The following is a 17,139-nucleotide window of genomic DNA, read 5'->3' as shown; positions in this document are numbered from 1 at the left end:
ACCGCGGCCTCTGCCGTCGTCACTCCCGACGCGATCCGCCGCCAGAAGTCCCGCTGCACCGCACGAGACGGCTCCGGTCGGCCTGGCGAACGCATCGACGGTCGCAACGCCCGATCCGCCGCCCACTGCCGTCGCGCACCCGCAGGCAACTTCGGCACCTTCTTCTCGTCTCGCCCCATCGCGCACCTCCGTGATCAAGGTGTTGCGACGACCAGTTGAATCCGCCTTGCGAGCCGGCATCCGAGTGATGTATCAACTCGCCTTTTGTGTAGGGGATTTGGTCGCGGTCGCGTTGCCAAAGGGCCATCTCCAGGGCGTCCAGGACGAGCTGGGTCTCCTTGGTGGTGGCGACCGACCAGCCGACGATGCGGCGGGAGAAGGTGTCGACGACGAACGCGATGTAGACGACGCCGGACCAGGTCTTGACGTGCGTGAAGTCGGCGACCCAGCAGCGGTTCGGTGCGGCGGCGACGAAGTTCCGGTCCACCAGGTCCGGGGCCCGCTCGACTTGCCCGCCGGGGACCGTGGTGATCACCCGCTTGCCGCGGACCACGCCGGTGATGCCGAGTTCGCGCATGAGGCGTTCGACGGTGCAGCGGGCCACCTCGTGGCCTTGCCGGTTCAGCTCGCGCCAGATCTTTCTGGCCCCGTAGACGCGGTAGTTGGTGGCGAACACCTCGCGGATGACCGGCTTGAGTTCCTCGTCGCGCAGACTGCGGGCCGAGGGCTCGGCCAGGCGTTTGTTATGGGCGTAATAGGTGGAGGGGGCGATCTTGCAGTCGTGCTCGGTGAGCGTCCTGCAGATCGGCTCGACGCCGCCGAAGCGGGCCCGGTGCTCGTCGATGAACGCTACGAGCGTGTGAGTGGCCGGTCGAGCTCGGCCGCGAAGAAACTCGCCGCGGCCTTCAGGATCTCGTTCGCCCGCTTGAGTTCGGCGTTCTCCTTCTTCAACGCCTTGAGCTGGGCGGACTCCTCCGAAGTCGTCCCCGGGCGCTGGCCCGCGTCGATCTCGTGCTGCTTCAGCCAGTTCCGCAGCGTCTCACGGGAACCGATGCCGAGCCTCTCGGCAACCGCCTGGAGAGCAGCCGTCTCGGTCGGATAGCCGTCGCGCACCTCGGCGACCATGCGCACCGCACGACGGCGGAGCTCAAGCGGGTAACGGGAAGGTCGTGCCATGACTCGATCCTTTCACGAAATCGAGTCTCCATCGAACCCGGGGCGGTTCAGTTTGACGATGGCGGAGTTCCACGGCGAGCTGCGTGCCTGGCTTGACCGGTACTCTGCCGACCCCAGCCGCTTTCCCGCACGTGCCTTCCGCCAAGGGGCGTACCGGATGGGTTTCGACGTGATGACCCCAGGCCTCGAGAAACTGCGGCGGGATACCGAACAGACCCGGCACATGATGCTGCCCTGCATCAGGCGGATCGCCGAGGCACTGACCGGCGACACCAGCGCCTGGAGCGAGGAAAGAGACCACACAGGCGACTACGAAGACCGCCCTCAGGAGCTCGGCGACTACGGCTGGGAACCCAACGGCGAGGACGGATTCGTCCCCGACGGCGGAAGTCTCTGGATGGCCACCCACACCCACGACGGCCGCCGCATCGTCCTGCAAGCCGTCCTGGACTACAACGTGTGCTTCACCGCCGAATCCCACCAAGGCGGCGGGCCCTGGACCCTGGAACACCAGTGGGGGCACACCCCCTGGCAACGCCCCCGCATGCCTCAGACCGAAGAACAGGTCAACAAGCTGGCGGACGACGTCGCGCAATGGCTCCTCAAACAGCGCGGCAGCCACGTACCGGAACAGAACCCGCAGCGAAACCAGACGCCCCAGGGCAGTCGGCTGTCATCGCCCTGACCTGGCAGCCCGGCAGTGGGCCCGACCGAAACCGGGCCCGTCGCTCCCGGCCGGCTCTACGACAGGCCCGCCGCACCATGTACGTGGCCGTACGCCTGGGCCATGTGGTCGAGCGCCCGACGTGTGAGGTCCTGGCGCCTCTTGCGCTCCATGGCAGGCGCGGCTGTGATCGTGACCGCCATCTCGGCGCGGTTGCCACGGTCGGTGGGGCCGAGCGGCTGCAGGTCGATGAATGACGCCAGGGCGGGCAGGGGCATGGAGATAGTCGGAGCGGACGCGGAGACAGTCGAGCGGGTTCTCCGGGCCTTGCGGCAGGGCGAACGGTAGCTCGGGGTGTCCCTAGGCGCTCTGATCGACGCGATGTGGGGCCGCGACGCGTCCACCGGTGTCACGTCGGCGAGTCGGCGGACTCTCGTCCGAGACGTCCGGTTGCTGTGGCGGTCGGTGCAGGCGCTCTCGGGGACCAGTGCGCGGGAGCCGACCAGCAGCGTGGTGCACACTGCCCGCGCCCTGCCCGCTCTCTTGAGGCACCAGGGTGCCGTTCGACTAGTTTACGACGCTGGCCTAGGAACCTTGTTCTCCCAAACCTTTCGGGTTCTCCGCGAGCCTCAACACGACCGGGTTGTCGATGCCCTGCTGCTGCGTATCGCGGCCGTTCGCTGCGCCTGCGCTGGCGATATGGGCGCAGCCGCCGCGCTGGCGACCCAAGCCGAGCAGTTCCTGCGAGCGCATCCGGTGCGCGACTACCTTGAGGACGCAGAGAGCGCCTTCGAGACCTGGGTGGGTGTCGCGATGCAAGAACAGTTCGCGGTCGCCCACGAGTTGCTGCACTACCTCGAGGTCGCTGATCCAGCGGCGTTCGCTCGTCTGCGCGCGCAGGTGAGAGAGCGCCTGCACGCGGCGAGCGAGACTCTGGCGGAGAGCTCGGCGCTAGCTACGGCGCACAATGTCGGCGTAGATCGCCCCACCGACTACGCTCGTCACTGCGCTGGGGTCGAGCCCTACAATTGGTGGTACGCCTCGCGCTTCAGTAACCCTCCGCCGCTAAACTCCCAGCCACTACACGAAGTCCTATCCACCCTGGATGAGCAGGTCGAGCACGATCGGGGCCTCTTGACCGAACTCACTTGCGACGTGGTGGCTGCGACCGCCTGCGCGATGTTCGCGCAACGAGGGAATGGCTGGACACCCCTGCTCAGCGCGGCGTCCTCTGCGCTCGCGCTTGCCACGCTTGGGCTCGTGGTCGACATGGACCGCCGATCACCGCTGACCCCGCCACACCCAGGTAACAGGCAGTTCGGGGAGTGGGAGCTCCGGCTCGGCGGTCTACGTGTCCTGCTGCCCGACGCGGTGAGCACCGGTATACCGGAGTCGGCCGCGGCACCCACTACGGCCGAGGTAGCTGACGCCATGCGGCGTGCGACTGGTTTGTACAACGCCGTGCTCCGCACGCGGTACGCATGCCTCGACACTTGGCCCACGAACGCAGCCTTGCCCTCTGGGGCCGGTCGCAGCGAGTTGCTTGTCGCCGCTGGCTTCCTCAACTTGTGCGCCGATCCACGCGGGACCTACCAGCGCGAACAAGAGCGGTGGACGCGCCCATAGAGAGTAGATCGGATGTAGTTCGAGGCTTCGGTCACCTTGGGCCTGGAGGAAAAGTTGCAGTAAGCCACCCCTTCGGCCCATAGGTGAAGCCTCGATCACGCCGCCCAACTCCGCGACTTGCGTGGAGCCTTGGACGGGACGGCGACCGTGCGGGTCACCGACTGCCTCGACGCCTGCGAGCGCGCCAACGTCATCGTCGTCCAGCCCTCCGCCGCAGGGCGCCAGGCCGGCGGGCGACCCGTCTGGCTCGGCCTGGCCAACGACCGCGACGCCACCGCCGACATCGCCGCCTGGATCGAGAACGGCGGCCCCGGCGTCGCCGAGCCGCCCGGCATCCTCGACCTCTACTCACTCCTTCAGCCCCTCGCGCCGAGTACGCGCCGAACTCGACGAGTAGAGCGCCCTCCGGACCTGGAACCGGCCTTGGGTATCGCCGCATCTCCTTCGTGGGGGACGGGGTGTCTGTGAGGGGGCCGGTCGGCAGGGCCGGCCGGCGGCAACGCAGGGGGAGTCATCAGGCGTGAAGCCGCCTGTGCGGCGGCCCGGACTTGTCAGCGCCGGGCCGCCGCGAGCGGGGTGATCCGGTGTGAGGCGGATCACTTCAGGCAACGGCAGGAGCGTCAGCTCCCGCGCGCGAGTGCGGCGGCCGCGCGCGATCGGCGGTGGGCGAGCCGTGTACGGTCGCCATGGGCGCCGGCCGTCTGTGTGGGGGTCAGCAGAACCAGCCGTCCTGGACCCAGCCGTGCCGGTTGATGTAGCCGTAGGCGAAGCCGTACACCCAGCCGCTCTGCTTGCTCTCGACCTGGAAGGTCTGGCCCTGGTAGAGGGTGCCCATCCAGGCACCTCCCGGGGCCGTGCGCACGAAGAGGTCCTGGGCGCAGACGGTCTCGCGTTCGCCGATGGTGCCGTTGGCGGCCTGGGCGGGGCCGGAGCCGAGCAGCAGGGCCGCGCCGACGGCGGCTGCCACCGCCGCGGTGCGGACGGTACGTGATACGGACATGAGGAACTCTCCTTTGCGGGCTCTCACCAGGAGCCGTAGCCGCCGATGCACTCGTAGCGCACATAGCCCCAGTCGTTGGGGCCGTAGTCGAAGGTCGCCGCCCAGCCGTTGTAGACCGGGTGGGCCCCGCGTGTGTGGCCTACCTTGTCGCCGTAGGAGAGCGTTCGGATGAAGCCGGTGGGGCCGGAGGCGCTGTTGTAGTTGGCGTAGAAGCTCGCGGACTGGCACACGATGATCGCGTGCTCCGGGGGGACCATGTCGGCTCGCGCCGAGGACTGCTGCAGCGCCACCGTCGCCACTGCCGCAGTGGCCACCGTGAGGGCTCTTCTCAGGGTTGGCATCGCTCATCAACTCCTAGAGGGGGTGGACGTCGGTGATGTGCTGAGTGGTGCGGTTGGCCGCGGGGCCGTGGGAAAGTCCCGGGCCCGCGGCCGGCCCGCTACCGGTAGCGGATGTGCAGGTGGTTGTCGTGGTTCGGGTAGCTCGTGGTCAGCCCTTCCGAGATCAGCTGCGGATCGTTGAAGAAGATCAGCTGGACGTGGTCGGGGGCTTTCGCCCGGATCTCCTGCACGAGCCTGCGGGTGGCCGCGCGGTCGTAGGTGCTCGACTGCCAGGTGATGCGCCCCGCGGTGCACTGCGCCGAGTCGGTGCGGGCCGGCCACACGTCGATGTCCATCCCGACATCGTGGCTGGCGTGGCCGGGTATGTCCCCGCCGTGCTCGAAGCCCGCGTCGCCGACCGGCAGTCTGCCGTTCCCGGCGGTGGCGAACGTGGTGGCGGTGGCCTCCAGTTGACCGACGGCGCCCGCTGTCGCCCAGTGGGCGTCGGCGTTGCCGTCGGGGCTCTGTGCGCACATCGTGCCGGTGCCGAAATCGATGCTCTCGTAGTGCCAGAGCAGGTTCTTCCATGTGGTCGGCCCGACGACGCCGTCCGCGCCGACGCCGGCGTGGGACTGGAAGGCGCGGACGGCGGAGTCGGTGCCGGGTCCGAAGGCGCCGTCGACCCCGAGGCCGGACCTCCGCTTGGCATTGAGCAGCGACTGGACGGCTTTCACCGCCGGCCCGTTGTCGCCCTGGCGTACGGTGACGGCGAGCGCGCTCCAGGTGGCGGACCCGACGACGCCGTCCGTGGTCAGGCCCTTGGACTGCTGGAAGCCGACCACCGCGGTGTGCGTGCCCGAGCCGAAGACGCCGTCGACCGTCACGGAGCGACCGTGCGCGGCGAGCAGATGCTGCAGCGTGACGACGTCGGAGCCCCGGTTCCCGCTGCTCACCAGCGGGAAAGCGGCCTGAGAGAAAGCCTGTGCGGGGACGCCCAGCCCGACCAGCAGTCCCGCCACCGCGGTGAACAGCGTGATAATCCGCGCGAGTTGTCTCATGGATTCTTCCTCACTTTCCCGACTGGAGGGCGCCCCAGGTGCCGGAGCCGACGATGCCGTCGACGGTCAGAGCGCGCGAGGACTGGTAGTCGCGCACGGCCTGATCGGTGCCCGAGCCGAAGTCGCCGTCGATGGCCACCGTCCGGCCGAGCGCGGCGGTCAGGGCACGCTGCAGTCGCGTGACGGCATCCCCCGTCGAGCCGTTCTGGATGGTGGGCGTGGAGCCGCGGGACAGCAGGGCTGTCCAGGTCTTCGCGCCGACCGCACCGTCCGCCGTGAGCCCCTTGCTGGTCTGGAAGTTCCGGGCGGCGGTGGTCGTGTCGGGCCCGAAGGCCCCGTCCGGGGCGCCTGGGTCGAAGCCGGCGGCCTTGAGCAGGCACTGGGCCGCCTTGACCAGGTTCCCCGTCGAGCCGCTCTGGACGGTGGTGTACGCGGTGAAGTCGAGGTTCGCCCCGGTGCACGTGGGCGTGGGCGGGGTGCCGTTGCCCACGTCCAGGTAGTCGCGGTCGATGTTGATCGAGTAGCCGCCGTAAGACTCGGTGACCTCGCCCGCGTACTGGTGGATCCGCTGATGGCTGGACCAGTAGGTGGAGGGCACATAGGAACCGGTGTTGGTGTCGGCGGCGCCGTTCCACCACGCGTAGAAGAGGTGGTCGACCCGCGTGTAGGCGCTGTTGTTGTACTCGCTGGCGGCATCCTTGGTGCCGGAGGCGGCGCTGGAGTAGAAGCCCGACAGATAGCCGCTGCTGTGCAGCCGCTCGGTCCAGCCGGACAGGTACGACAGCACGGCCGCCTTGCAGGAGGCCGTGGAGGTGTACGCCTCGATGTCGCTGTAGATGGCGCTGCCCGCCGGGATACCGAGGTTCGACGCGGCGGTGATGGCTCCGGCCGCCGCGGTGACACCCTGGGACTTGGCCGTGGCCGGATCGGTGGACATCTTCAGCGAATAGCTGGTGCACGGTGCCTGACGGCCGACGTCGATGGGGAACAGGCGCCATCCGTTGTTGGTCTGGCTGGTCACCCAGCTCGCCGTCAGATTCGGCTGGGCGCAGCCGCGGAAGGAGCCGCTGATGTAGACACCGACCGAGCTGTACGGCGAGCTCGCCTGCCAGGCGTTCATGGCGGCTTGCGAGGGCGCGGTGCAGGCGTCGAAGCCCTTACCCAGGTAGCTGCCCGGTTGCGGCCCGGCCGCGGCCAGGGGGGTGGCGTCGGACCGCTGAGCCGCGCGGGGCAGATCGATGCGCTCGGCGCCCTTGGTGAGTTCGGCCGAGGCGAGAACTCCGCGCACCAGGCTCTCGGTTTCCGGGGTGTGGGCGGCGGTCACGAGGACGCCGGCGTCCTCGACCGCGATCTGGATGGTGTCGTTGCTGGACGCGGCGGACGGCGCGGTGGCCTCGCCGTGCTGGGGCCTCGCGGTCGCCGCCGTCGCCCGGTCGGCGGAGCGAGCGGTGAGGGGCTCCACGACGATGCCCGCCGTACGGCCCACGACATGTGCGGGGCAGTCGTTCTGCTCGGCGGGCTCGCCTATGTAGACGGCGGGTCTGTCGAACCGGAGACAGATGCGTGGGTTCTCCGTCAGATCGACGACCTGCCAGTCGGCGGGCACTTCGATGCGGTAGCCGTGGTAGCTGACGGCCTGTCGGACGGTCTCGGGTGGGGAGGCCGCCGCGGCGGAGTTGGGCACGGCGAACGCGCCGATACCGGCGAGCACCGCCAGCAGGGCCGTTCCGGCGCGGGCGCGCCAGGGGGTGCGGGACGACATCAGTGCACTCCTACTCGAATGTAGGGGAGAGTGGGGAAGCGGCGCGGCAGGTCTGCTCCGTGCCTGGGTGAGCGGTGGCCGCCCTGTGGCCGGAGCCTTGCCGGCCGCGCGCCTTGCGGACAGTGCAGGCCCTCCCCCCCGGGCCGGGCCGGCCTGGGGGGAGGCGGACTGTTGTGCGCGTGGGGACTCGCCGGTCAGACGCCGCAGTTGGGCGCGGACCAGGAGCGGCTGGTGCGTCCGTCCACGTGGGTGTGGTCGTTGTGGTCGGGGTAGCCGGGGCCGAAGATTCCGCCGAAGCCGTGATAGCGGGCCCGCTGCGCCAGCGTGCACAGCGACGGGCTGCCGGTCAGATCGGCGGCGTCACCGTACAGGTGCCGGCTGTTGGAGGCGCCGCCCACCGCGCTGTTGCAGGAGTACGAGCGGAATCCGCTGGTCACGGTGATCGGCACGTCGCCCAGGGCGTGCCGCATGGCCTCCAGCTTCCACATCGTGCGCAGGCCGTTGGACTTGGCCGTCGCGGCACTGACCGCACCACCGGACCAGTCCGAGTTGCACTTGTTCAGCTCGGCGTAGGTGAAGTGGACGGGGGTGCAGTCCGGGTCCTGCAGGGCGTAGATCTTGCTGAACGTCTGGGAACCCGCGACGCCGTCCGCTGGCAGCCCGTACGCCTGCTGGAAACGGGTCACCGCGGCCTTCGTGGCCGGGCCGAAGTCACCGTCGACGGCCATGACCTCGCCGTACGCCGCATGCCCGGCCACCCGGATCTGCAGCTGCGTCACGTCGGAGCCCGACATGCCCTGGGACAGGATGCGGCCCCAGGTGTAGCACTCGTCGGCCTGGGCCGGTCCGGCCGTGGCCAGCAGGCCGCCCACCGTGGAGGCCATGACCATGACAATCGAAAGGATGAGTTGGATCGCACGCCGTGGCATTACGTCTCCGTCCAGATTCCTGATTCCCCGCCAGGGGGCTGAGCTGAGTGTGACGTCCGATAGCGGGGTGCGTCCACGCCATCACCATCTGCCACAGGACGAGACCTTCGGCACAACCGGCCTGCAGGCAACGGTCGTTGTGGCAGCTGGTGTGACGCAGTGTCGGACCCCGATGAGGGGTGCCTGCTCATGGAAGCTCCCCGACCGGTTCGGGGCTGGGTGCGGGCGGCGCTTCGGCTGGCGGGGCACCGGTCCAGACGTCGTAGCCGTCGCTCAGTAGCTGGCGGTCTGCCCGTTGTACTGGTAGCCAGGGCCCGTGTCGCAGTTCGCCTTGACATACGCGGCCACGCCCGCGTCGTAGACGGTGTTCGACCACACCGTGGCGTTCGTGGCCCCGAACGCGGGCTTGCGCGAGTACTCCTGACCGTCGGAGTTGCGGTGGACGGTGACGGTACAGCCGCTCTGGTCATAGTCGGTGCCCCAGGCGCCGGTCAGGCGCCCCCAGACGGTGCGGCAGCTCGGGCTGTATCGGAGTTCGAGCAACGGACCGTCGGCGACGCCGTCGTAACTGCGCTTCAGGCGCGTGGAGTAGATCGTCTGCCCGCCGCACGAAGCGGCGAGGACGTCGGGGTCCTGGTTGTCACAGTTGGACGAGGTCCCGGTCTGCCCGGAGTACCAGTAGCAGGTGGCTGCCTGGGCGGGTGTCGCCAGACCGAGCCACGCGGCGCCTGTCGCCGCCGTCAGGGTCAGCGCGCTCATCAGCGCCTTGACACGTACTCTCTGCACGGAATTGCCCCCCTTCTGTCATCGTCCGCAGATGCGGAACGCGGCCATCTTGCCAGCGGGTCCCGGCGGGCCCCAGACTCTGCGAACAGGCTCGAAGTGCGCAGGCTGCGAGGGGGAATTCATTGCTCCGGATCCACTTCACCGAGGTCGACCTGGCCCGGACGCGCTTGGCGTCCCGCCCCGACCCGCTGTGGGAGATCGCATCGAGCCTGCACCGCTTCCAGACCCGCCGCGGCAGGTGGGCGTACTCCGGCTGGTACCGGTCGGCGGCGCACCGGCTGACCGAGTCCGGTCTCGCGCCAACGGTGAGGTCCCTGCTGCTCCCCGCCTTCCCGCGCGCGGCGTACTACCCCGACTTCCTGACACCCCCGGAGTCTCAGGAGGGACTGGCGGCTGGCCTCGAGGCGATCCTGGCGACGCCCCGGGATCGGGTGCTCCGCGAGGTGGCGCTGGTCGCCGACGGCGCCCGCCACCACCCCTGGCTGCCGCGCCTCGCCGAGCCGGAGCAGCGCAGGACGCTGGCCGACGCCCTGCGGGCGTACCACGAGACGGCCATAAGGCCGTACGAGGAGCAGATGCAGGCCCGCATCGACGCCGACCGGGCCGTACGGGCCCGCGCCTTCCTCGACGGCGGCGCCGAGGGCCTGCTGTCCAGCCTCGCGCCGCGCATGAACTGGCGGCCCCCAGTGCTGGAGGTGGAGCACTACATGGTGGGCGGTGACCTGCATCTGAACGGCCGTGGCCTTGTCCTCCTACCGTCCTACTTCATCTGGCACAGCCCGGTGACCCTGGCGGACCCGGGCCTTCCCCCCGTCCTGGTTTACCCCCTGCTCCACAAAGCCCCGCCTGACCCGGCGCACGGCGGCGGGCAACCTGCGCTCGACGCGCTGCTGGGGCGCACACGGACGGCGGTCCTGCTCGCGTCCGCGCACGGCGTGACCTCGACCGAGGCCGCCAGGGCGGCCGGGGTGTCGCCGACCACCGTCAGCTTCCACACCCGCGCCCTGCGCGACGCGGGGCTCATCGCGAGCGAGCGCGTGGCCGCCCACGTGCTGCACACGCTCACCCCCCTGGGGGCGGCGCTGCTGCGTGAGGTGGGACGTGGCCCCCGGCCTGCTCCGGGCCCACCTACGCTTGCCCCATGACCGAGCGCAGCCTCCCAGACGCCGGCGGCGACACTCGCCGGCACCGTCGCGGCGGCCCGCACCGACTGCGCGTCGATGACTGCAGGTGCGTGGATGTCGGCGTGTGAGCTTGTTCCGCTTTGACGGACACGCTTGCTGCTGCGAGTGCGGTCTCGTAGTCGGCAGGGCTGCGGTAGCCGAGGCTGCTGTGTAGTCGGTGCAAGTTGTACCAGCCCTCGATGAAATCGAAGATTGCAGTGCGGGCGGCTGCCCGGCTGGGCCGGGCGGCGGTGCTGAGCAATTCGCGCTTGATGGTCGCGAAGAACGATTCGGCGAGGGCGTTGGCATTCACCGTCGAATGCGTTCGTTCCCCGCGTTGGCGATGGATGCGTGCGGTTGATCCATCCGTTTCATCCTCGGTGCGGTGAGGCTTTCGAGTTCCTCGAGCGGCTCAACTCGTGGCGCGGAGATGTGGTGTTGGTCCTCGATGGTCAGGGCCGCAGGTGCTCGTTCCCGCTGGAGTGGACCGATATGGCGCTGGTGGATGCGTTCCTCGCGGCGGCCCGCGGTGGTTGTCCGTATCGGACCGGGGATCTGGTCGAGTTGGCGGATCTGGTGGCCGGGCTGCTGTCTGACGGCCGGAACGGTGTCGGGGAGATGACGCCGTGATCGTCGTGGGATTGAGGCCGCTGTTGGGGGCGCTCGCGGGTGCCGCTGGGGGCGTGCGGAGGCTCGGGATGGTCCGTGACCTGCTTCTTCCGCTTCTCTGCTCGGCCTTCGCGCTCTTGGCCCCGGTGGTGGGCGGTCTGATTCTGGGGACATCGGGATCGACTGGGAGGCGCGATGAGCCAGCCGGCAGGCAAGAAGGCTGCACTGAAGGAGTTCCGGGCGCTCAATCCGCGGCCCGAAGCCGTGACCGACGAGGACTTCGCCGCTTGTCCGTTCCTGGACCCGGACGATGTGGTGCAGGTCAAGTACGAGATGGTGCGCCGGGTGAGGGTGGACAGGATCCCCGTGGCCCAAGCCGCTGCGGCCTTCGGGTTCTGCCGGCAGACCTTCTATGTGATCGCCGCCGCGCTGGACGCAGGCGGGCCGGCCGCGCTGGTGCCGGGCAAACCCGGCCCGAAGGGACCGCGCAAGCTCACCGAGGAGGTCATGGAGTTCATCGGACAACTCCGGGCGGGCGATGCCTCGGTGCGGTCGGCCCAACTGGCGGAAGCGGTCTTGGAACGGTTCGGGATCACCGTTCATCCGCGGTCGGTGGAGAAAGCCTTGGCCAGGCGGCGCGAGCCACGCACTGCGGAGGAAGCCCATTGCTGACGAGGCGGCAGTCGAGGTGGGTGGGGCCGAGGTGGCTGGAAGGTATGAGGACCTGCGGGCCGCGGTCCTCGGCGGTGTCGACCGGGGATCCCGGCACGGCTGGGCGGTGCTGGCCCGTTCCGGCATGGCCGCCTGGATCAAGGCAGTCGTTCGAATTCCCGTTGCATCACGGGTCGTTCAGCACGAGCCGTCGGCGCCGGTCGCGGCGCCGGTCGCGGTGGCGGGCGAGTTGGTGGAGGTGCTGGCGCGCATGGCATGGACGGCGGCCGGGGGCTGCCGCAGCGGATAACCAGAGCGACGCGGCGAGGAGGGTGTGGTGAGTATCGAGCAGAGTGGGAAAGTCACGGCGGAGCATCTGCGGCGGGACGCGTATCTGTATGTGCGCCAGTCCTCGCTCAAGCAGGTCGTCAACAACAGCGAGTCCACCCAGCGGCAGTACGCTCTTCGCGGCCGGGCCGTCGCGCTGGGCTGGGAGGACTCCCAGGTCATCGTGATCGACTCCGATCAGGGCCGCTCCGGGGCCTCGACGGCGGGCCGCGACGGCTTCCAGCACCTGGTCGCCGAGGTCTCCATGGGACATGCCGGGATCGTCCTGGGACTCGAGGTGTCCCGCCTGGCCAGGAACAACACCGACTGGCACCGGCTTTTGGAGATCTGTGCGCTGTCCGGGACGCTGATCCTGGACGAGGACGGACTATACGATCCGCGCACTTTCAACGACCGGCTCGTGCTGGGCATGAAAGGCACCATGTCGGAGGCCGAACTCCACCTGTTGGCAGCCCGGTTGCGGGGCGGGCAGCTGGCCAAGGCCCGCCGCGGCGAGCTCAAGCAGGGCCTGCCGGTCGGCTATGTCCACGACTATGCCGACCGGATCGTCAAGGACCCAGACGCCTCGGTGCGGGCCGTCGTCGAGCACGTTGTGGACCTCTTCGCGGCCACCGGCTCGGCCCGCCAGGTCGTCAAGGCCTTCGCCGCCGGCCGTCTCACTTTCCCCTCCCGTATCCGCACCGGCCCGCGCAAGGGCGAGCTGGTCTGGGGCCCGCTCAAGCACTGGCAGGTCCTCAACGTCCTGCACAACCCGCTCTATGCAGGGGCGTTCTGTTACGGACGACGCAAAGTCGAGCGCAGTCCGGACGGCAGGACCCACATCCGGCTGCTGCCGCGCGAGCAGTGGGACACCCTCATCCAAGATCACCACGAGGGCTATATGGCCTTCGCCCGGTGGGAGTCGAACCAGACCGCACTCGCCGCGCAGGCCGCCTCCCGCGGCTTGGAGCGGACCGCGACCGCACCGCGTGAGGGTCCCGCGCTGCTGCAGGGCCTGGTGATCTGCGGCCGCTGCGGCCGGCGCATGACCATCGCCTATCACCTGCGGCAAGGCCGCGAAGTCTCCGACTACCGGTGCATGACCCACGCCATCCAAAACGGAGGCAAGGTCTGCCAGCGCATCCCCGGCCCCGGCATCGAACAGGCCGTCGCCACCCTGCTGTTGGACGAGCTGACCCCGTTCGCGGTCGAAGCCGCCCTGAAGGTCACCGACCGCCTCGCCGCCCAGGCAGCCGAGGCCGACCGGCTCCGATCCGCCCATCTCCAACGCGCCCAGCACCGCGCCGACCTGGCCAAACGCCGCTATCTTGCGGTCGACCCGGACAACCGTCTCGTCGCCGACAGTCTGGAAGCGGACTGGAACGCGGCCCTGCGCGAGGTCGCCGCCGCCCGCAAGGACATCGAACGCGCCCGCATCGAAGCCGAACCCGTCAACGAGGCGCTGCGGGAGAAACTGGCCCACCTCGCCGGCGACGTGCACCGACTCTGGCACGATCAGGGCACTCCGATGCGGGAACGCAAACGCATCGCCCGCCTGCTGATCACGGACGTCACCCTCACCAAGGCCGAACAGATCACCGCCCAGGTCCGGCTGTCCGGCGGCCGCCACCACACCCTGGACCTGCCCCTCCCCCTCGGCGGCGGGAAACTGTGGCAGACCCCGACACCCGTCGTCGCAGCCATCGACACCCTCCTCGAGGACCACACCGACGCGGAGATCGCCGACATCCTCAACCAGCGCGGCCTGACCAGCGGCAAGGGCCTGCCCTTCCACCGCCTCCTGGTCCGGGACATCCGCGAGGACTACCAGCTCACCAGCCGCTTCGACCGGCTGCGGGACCGCGGTCTGCTGACCGCCTACGAACTCGCCGACCTCCTCGGCGTCAGCGTTCCGACCGTCTGGAAGTGGCACCGGGCCGGACTGCTCGAGGGCGAGAAGTACAACGACAAGAACGCCCGCCTCTACCCCCACCCGGGGCCCAACTCGCCCCGCGTCCAGCAAGGCGTACGCCTCGACCACCGCCGACCAGCAACAACGACCTCAAAGTAAACCCGATAGGAGAAGAGGAGCAGTGTGATGACAAGTGCTTGTCCCAGCACTGGCTGGTGCGGCCGACCGAGAGAAGAATGCCGGACTCGGCCGCCAAGACGGCGAATTGCTGGCTGGTGTACTGGGCGGATTCAACCGGTCGTCGCAACACCGGGTGGGTGGGGCGGCGCTGGCGGCAGGCGGCTTTGAGGGCGTCGGCGACCAGGTCGGTCCGCAGGTGGTCGGCGGTCGCCCAGCCGACCACGCGGCGGGAGGCGATGTCGATGACGGTGGCCAGGTAGAGCCACCCCTCCTCGGTCGGAATGTATGTGATGTCGCCGCACCAGCGGGTGTCGATCGCCGTGGGATCGGGGGTGAAGTCCCGAAGGACAAGGTCGGGCCGAAAGGCGGCTCGCGGATCAGGGATCGTGGTCAGGTGCCGCCGTCTGCGATGGCGGCCCTGCAGGCCGGCCGCCCGCATCAGCCTGGCGACCCGGCGGCGGCCGCAGCCGGCACCTTTGCGTTGCAGGGCTGCGTGGATGCGCGGGGCTCCGTACGTGCCGCGCGAGTGGTGGTGGACCGCGGCGATCTGACCGGTCAGTTCGGCATCACGGACCGCCCGTGGACCGGGTTTTCCGGTTCGACGGGCGTAGAAGGCGGTTCGGGAGACCTTCAGCAGTTCACACGCGCGCTTGACGTTGTGGCCGCTCTGCTTCTCCGCCTCGATGAACGGGTCCACCGTCACCGGGTCTCCTTTGCGAAGAAGGCCGTGGTGGGTTCAACCCGTCAGCGCAACGGTCATCGGGAGCCTATCTGCGGGGGTCGCGTATCCGAGAACCTTTCGCGGCCGGTGGTTCAGTCTGGCGGCGATGTCGTCGAGGCTGCTTTGGCTGTGTTCTGACAGGTCCGTCTTCTTTGGCAGGTACTGGCGGAGAAGCCTGTTGGTGTTCTCGTTGGTGCCTCGCTGCCAGGGGCTGCGAGGGTCGCAGAAGTAGACTGCGAACCAGGTCGCGGCTGCGAGCCGCTTGTGGTCGGCCAGTTCCATTCCGCGATCCCAGGTGAGCGTGCTCCGCAAGGCTGACGGAAGCTTGCCGAGCTGTTCGACGAGGGCCGACACGACGCTGTCGGTGCATGGGTTCGCTGGGGGCCTACGGCGGGGCATGCGGATAGGCCGGGAGCCGTTCGGCGTGAGTGCCTCAGGATGTGGCGGCCCGGTGGCGTCGTTGATCTCTTGGGCGATGGCGCAGGCGATCGCCGTGTCGGTGATCAGCGAGAGGTACTTGCGGTGTTACTCAAAGCCGACTGGGAAACAGCGACCCTCATCGAGAACGTGCAGCGCGACATTCGCCAGCAACGGGGAAATCGGTGATCCCTGCGGGGCAATGCCACTTAGATAAGCGGTCTGGTAATCGGTCGTCCACATATGCACAGGGACACGCCCGGGGTGTTTGTGGATGGTCAACTGATCCGGTTGCCGCACTTCCTTCCTGCCGGTGAACCGGTTATGTTCCTCGCTCATGGGCGGGGTGCGGGATAACGTGGTGCCGGTTTCTGGTGTGCGCTTGACCGACCGGGTGGGTGTCGGGGTTCTGACACGTTTGGTTCATCGGGACCTGGTCGATGAGGTACTCGCGGAGACGGGCCGTACAGAGAAACGGTCACGTTTGCTGCCGGCGCGTGTCGTCGTCTATTACGTGATGGCTCTGTGTCTGTTCTTCGGCGAGTCGTACGAGGAAGTGATGCGTCTTCTCGTCAACGGCCTACGTTTTCTGGGGACATGGCGGAAGGACTGGACGATTCCCACGACGGGTGCGATTTCCCAGGCGCGCCGGCGTCTGGGTTCGGAGCCGCTGCGGGTGCTGTTCGAGCGGGTGGCATTGCCCTGCGCGCAGCGGGGCACGCAGGGAGCGTGGATGGGTCGGTGGCGTCTGATGGCCATTGACGGGTTCGTCCTGGATATTCCTGACACCCCAGCAAATGATGGGGAGTTCGGCCGGTCCGGGGGCACACGAAGTCCCGCACCTTTCCCCCAGGTGAAGATCGTGGGGCTGGGTGAATGCGGGACTCATGCTGTGGTGGCGGCCCGGCTGGGTCCCTGGCGCGTGGACGAAGGCGTTCTCGCCGGGGAACTCGTCGCCGATTTCGAACCAGGCATGCTGGTTACCGCCGACCGGGGATTTTACGCATATCGTCTGTGGGAAGCGGCCGCGGCAACCGGTGCTGATTTGCTGTGGCGCATGCCCGACGGCCCTCATCTGCCGGTAGTCCGGCCGCTGAAGGACGGATCCTATGAGTCGTTCCTGCTTGACCCGAAGGTCCGTCGGCGGCGTGCAGTCCAGCGTCACCGCGGGTCGGACAACATAGAGGAGCCGTCCGGGATTCCGGTCCGTGTCGTCGAATACGAAGTGACGAACCGCGAAGGTAGAGGAGAGATCTTCTGCCTGATCACCACCGTTATGGACCCGGACGAGGCTGGTGCCGCTGAACTCGCCGCTGCCTATGCCGAACGGTGGGAGTTCGAGTCCAGCCTTGACGAGATCAAGACCCACCAACGCGGCCGCGGCGGTGTATTGCGCTCGAAAACACCGGACATGGTCGAGCAGGAGATCTGGGCACTGCTCCTGACCCACTACGCGGTCCGGCACCTGATGTGTGAGGCAGCCGAACAGGCCGACATCGACCCGGACCGCCTATCGTTCATGCGGTCACTTCGTATCATCCGCCGCCAGATCACAGGCCAGGCGGGTTTTTCCCCCTGACCGCCTCGCGAAGGCCCTTGAAGTCGCCCGCACGGAAATAATAGAAAGGCCCAACCCCCGTCGGAGACACCGCACCAGCCCACGAGCCGTAAAGCGTGTCCACGTCCACGCCTACAGAAAGAAGCAGCCCACCGAAACCATCATCCACCACCCCGACCCACCCCACATCAAAATCCTCGCCGTTTCCTAACTAAGTGGCATTGCCCTGCGGGGTTCCCGCCCCGGTCGGGGACGTCTGTCGACCGGTGCCTGCAAGCTG

Annotated in this window: 18 protein-coding genes and 3 pseudogenes; 8 read left to right on the top strand and 13 right to left on the bottom strand. The window is 68.6% G+C overall.

What is annotated here, in order from left to right:
• Nucleotides 1–19: 19 nt before the first annotated feature.
• Nucleotides 20–844, bottom strand: a complete 825-nt coding sequence (locus OHA03_RS45355) for an IS3 family transposase (RefSeq protein WP_267009952.1) — start codon at nucleotides 842–844, stop codon at nucleotides 20–22.
• Nucleotides 845–849: 5 nt separating this feature from the next.
• Complete coding sequence (locus tag OHA03_RS45350) at nucleotides 850–1,176, bottom strand: transposase (protein ID WP_267009798.1); 327 nt, start codon at nucleotides 1,174–1,176, stop codon at nucleotides 850–852.
• Between the two features lie 58 nt (nucleotides 1,177–1,234).
• Between OHA03_RS45350 and OHA03_RS45345 the strand changes: the two genes are divergently transcribed.
• Nucleotides 1,235–1,861, top strand: coding sequence for a hypothetical protein (locus OHA03_RS45345; protein WP_267009797.1), 627 nt, complete (start codon nucleotides 1,235–1,237; stop codon nucleotides 1,859–1,861).
• Between the two features lie 56 nt (nucleotides 1,862–1,917).
• Here the strand turns inward: OHA03_RS45345 and OHA03_RS45340 are convergent, their stop codons facing one another.
• Nucleotides 1,918–2,118: a hypothetical protein gene (locus OHA03_RS45340; protein ID WP_267009796.1), complete on the bottom strand. Its 201-nt coding sequence runs from the start codon at nucleotides 2,116–2,118 to the stop codon at nucleotides 1,918–1,920.
• Nucleotides 2,119–2,425: 307 nt separating this feature from the next.
• The gene (locus OHA03_RS45335; protein ID WP_267009795.1) at nucleotides 2,426–2,758 is read right to left on the bottom strand and encodes a hypothetical protein; all 333 of its coding nucleotides are present in this window, start codon (nucleotides 2,756–2,758) and stop codon (nucleotides 2,426–2,428) included.
• A 798-nt stretch (nucleotides 2,759–3,556) separates the two neighbouring features.
• Between OHA03_RS45335 and OHA03_RS45330 the strand changes: the two are divergent.
• Nucleotides 3,557–3,863 (top strand): annotated as a pseudogene (locus OHA03_RS45330) ((2Fe-2S) ferredoxin domain-containing protein); the annotation flags it as partial.
• A gap of 315 nt (nucleotides 3,864–4,178) precedes the next feature.
• Here the strand turns inward: OHA03_RS45330 and OHA03_RS45325 are convergent.
• The 6 genes from OHA03_RS45325 to OHA03_RS45300 all read right to left on the bottom strand — a co-directional run bounded on the left by OHA03_RS45325 (nucleotide 4,179) and on the right by OHA03_RS45300 (nucleotide 9,321).
• Nucleotides 4,179–4,466 carry a hypothetical protein gene (locus OHA03_RS45325; RefSeq protein WP_267009794.1) on the bottom strand — a complete coding sequence of 96 codons (288 nt, stop codon included), beginning with the start codon at nucleotides 4,464–4,466 and terminating at the stop codon, nucleotides 4,179–4,181.
• Between the two features lie 23 nt (nucleotides 4,467–4,489).
• A complete protein-coding gene (locus tag OHA03_RS45320; protein WP_267009793.1) occupies nucleotides 4,490–4,807 on the bottom strand; it encodes a hypothetical protein in 318 nt (105 codons plus the stop codon).
• Nucleotides 4,808–4,905: 98 nt separating this feature from the next.
• Nucleotides 4,906–5,844, bottom strand: a complete 939-nt coding sequence (locus OHA03_RS45315; RefSeq protein WP_267009792.1) for a penicillin-insensitive murein endopeptidase — start codon at nucleotides 5,842–5,844, stop codon at nucleotides 4,906–4,908.
• Nucleotides 5,845–5,854: 10 nt separating this feature from the next.
• Nucleotides 5,855–7,606, bottom strand: a complete 1,752-nt coding sequence (locus OHA03_RS45310; RefSeq protein WP_267009791.1) for a glycoside hydrolase domain-containing protein — start codon at nucleotides 7,604–7,606, stop codon at nucleotides 5,855–5,857.
• 194 nt (nucleotides 7,607–7,800) lie between these two features.
• On the bottom strand, nucleotides 7,801–8,535 hold the full coding sequence (locus tag OHA03_RS45305; protein ID WP_267009790.1) for a D-Ala-D-Ala carboxypeptidase family metallohydrolase: 735 nt from the start codon (nucleotides 8,533–8,535) through the stop codon (nucleotides 7,801–7,803).
• A gap of 273 nt (nucleotides 8,536–8,808) precedes the next feature.
• Nucleotides 8,809–9,321 carry a DUF2690 domain-containing protein gene (locus OHA03_RS45300; RefSeq protein ID WP_267009789.1) on the bottom strand — a complete coding sequence of 171 codons (513 nt, stop codon included), beginning with the start codon at nucleotides 9,319–9,321 and terminating at the stop codon, nucleotides 8,809–8,811.
• Between the two features lie 122 nt (nucleotides 9,322–9,443).
• Here OHA03_RS45300 and OHA03_RS45295 point away from each other — a divergent pair, with 122 nt between their 5' ends.
• Nucleotides 9,444–10,466, top strand: coding sequence for a helix-turn-helix transcriptional regulator (locus tag OHA03_RS45295; RefSeq protein WP_267009788.1), 1,023 nt, complete (start codon nucleotides 9,444–9,446; stop codon nucleotides 10,464–10,466).
• Here OHA03_RS45295 and OHA03_RS45290 read toward each other — a convergent pair.
• Nucleotides 10,450–10,797 (bottom strand): integrase core domain-containing protein, encoded by a 348-nt coding sequence (locus OHA03_RS45290; protein WP_267009787.1) that lies wholly within the window; start codon nucleotides 10,795–10,797, stop codon nucleotides 10,450–10,452. The genes OHA03_RS45295 and OHA03_RS45290 overlap by 17 nt on opposite strands.
• A gap of 38 nt (nucleotides 10,798–10,835) precedes the next feature.
• On the opposite strand from OHA03_RS45290, the gene OHA03_RS45285 reads away from it, so the two are divergent.
• From OHA03_RS45285 to OHA03_RS45270, 4 genes are all read left to right on the top strand, one after another.
• Entirely contained in the window at nucleotides 10,836–11,114 is a 279-nt protein-coding gene (locus tag OHA03_RS45285) for a DUF5372 family protein (RefSeq protein ID WP_267009246.1), read from the top strand.
• A 174-nt stretch (nucleotides 11,115–11,288) separates the two neighbouring features.
• Nucleotides 11,289–11,765, top strand: a complete 477-nt coding sequence (locus tag OHA03_RS45280; protein ID WP_267009247.1) for a helix-turn-helix domain containing protein — start codon at nucleotides 11,289–11,291, stop codon at nucleotides 11,763–11,765.
• A 31-nt stretch (nucleotides 11,766–11,796) separates the two neighbouring features.
• On the top strand, nucleotides 11,797–12,054 hold the full coding sequence (locus OHA03_RS45275; RefSeq protein ID WP_267009248.1) for a hypothetical protein: 258 nt from the start codon (nucleotides 11,797–11,799) through the stop codon (nucleotides 12,052–12,054).
• A gap of 27 nt (nucleotides 12,055–12,081) precedes the next feature.
• Nucleotides 12,082–14,142 (top strand): recombinase family protein, encoded by a 2,061-nt coding sequence (locus OHA03_RS45270; protein ID WP_267009249.1) that lies wholly within the window; start codon nucleotides 12,082–12,084, stop codon nucleotides 14,140–14,142.
• Nucleotides 14,143–14,194: 52 nt separating this feature from the next.
• On the opposite strand, the pseudogene OHA03_RS48210 reads toward OHA03_RS45270, so the two are convergent.
• Nucleotides 14,195–14,860: pseudogene (locus OHA03_RS48210) on the bottom strand (IS3 family transposase); the annotation flags it as partial.
• A gap of 39 nt (nucleotides 14,861–14,899) precedes the next feature.
• A pseudogene (locus OHA03_RS45265) lies at nucleotides 14,900–15,244 on the bottom strand (IS30 family transposase); the annotation flags it as partial.
• A gap of 394 nt (nucleotides 15,245–15,638) precedes the next feature.
• Here OHA03_RS45265 and OHA03_RS45260 point away from each other — a divergent pair.
• Nucleotides 15,639–16,880, top strand: a complete 1,242-nt coding sequence (locus OHA03_RS45260; protein WP_267003062.1) for an IS4 family transposase — start codon at nucleotides 15,639–15,641, stop codon at nucleotides 16,878–16,880.
• Nucleotides 16,881–17,139: the final 259 nt, after the last annotated feature.

This window comes from Streptomyces sp. NBC_00154, from assembly GCF_026342835.1.
Classification (GTDB): domain Bacteria; phylum Actinomycetota; class Actinomycetes; order Streptomycetales; family Streptomycetaceae; genus Streptomyces.
This window is presented reverse-complemented; position numbering and strand designations above follow the sequence as displayed.

Bases quoted from the DNA above. Each gene is read 5' to 3' on its own strand.
- OHA03_RS45350 (WP_267009798.1), bottom strand. From the start codon at position 1,176: ATGGCACGACCTTCCCGTTACCCGCTTGAGCTCCGCCGTCGTGCGGTG.
- OHA03_RS45345 (WP_267009797.1), top strand. From the start codon at position 1,235: ATGGCGGAGTTCCACGGCGAGCTGCGTGCCTGGCTTGACCGGTACTCT.
- OHA03_RS45340 (WP_267009796.1), bottom strand. From the start codon at position 2,118: ATGCCCCTGCCCGCCCTGGCGTCATTCATCGACCTGCAGCCGCTCGGC.
- OHA03_RS45325 (WP_267009794.1), bottom strand. From the start codon at position 4,466: ATGTCCGTATCACGTACCGTCCGCACCGCGGCGGTGGCAGCCGCCGTC.
- OHA03_RS45320 (WP_267009793.1), bottom strand. From the start codon at position 4,807: ATGCCAACCCTGAGAAGAGCCCTCACGGTGGCCACTGCGGCAGTGGCG.
- OHA03_RS45315 (WP_267009792.1), bottom strand. From the start codon at position 5,844: ATGAGACAACTCGCGCGGATTATCACGCTGTTCACCGCGGTGGCGGGA.
- OHA03_RS45310 (WP_267009791.1), bottom strand. From the start codon at position 7,606: ATGTCGTCCCGCACCCCCTGGCGCGCCCGCGCCGGAACGGCCCTGCTG.
- OHA03_RS45305 (WP_267009790.1), bottom strand. From the start codon at position 8,535: ATGCCACGGCGTGCGATCCAACTCATCCTTTCGATTGTCATGGTCATG.
- OHA03_RS45280 (WP_267009247.1), top strand. From the start codon at position 11,289: ATGAGCCAGCCGGCAGGCAAGAAGGCTGCACTGAAGGAGTTCCGGGCG.
- OHA03_RS45260 (WP_267003062.1), top strand. From the start codon at position 15,639: ATGGGCGGGGTGCGGGATAACGTGGTGCCGGTTTCTGGTGTGCGCTTG.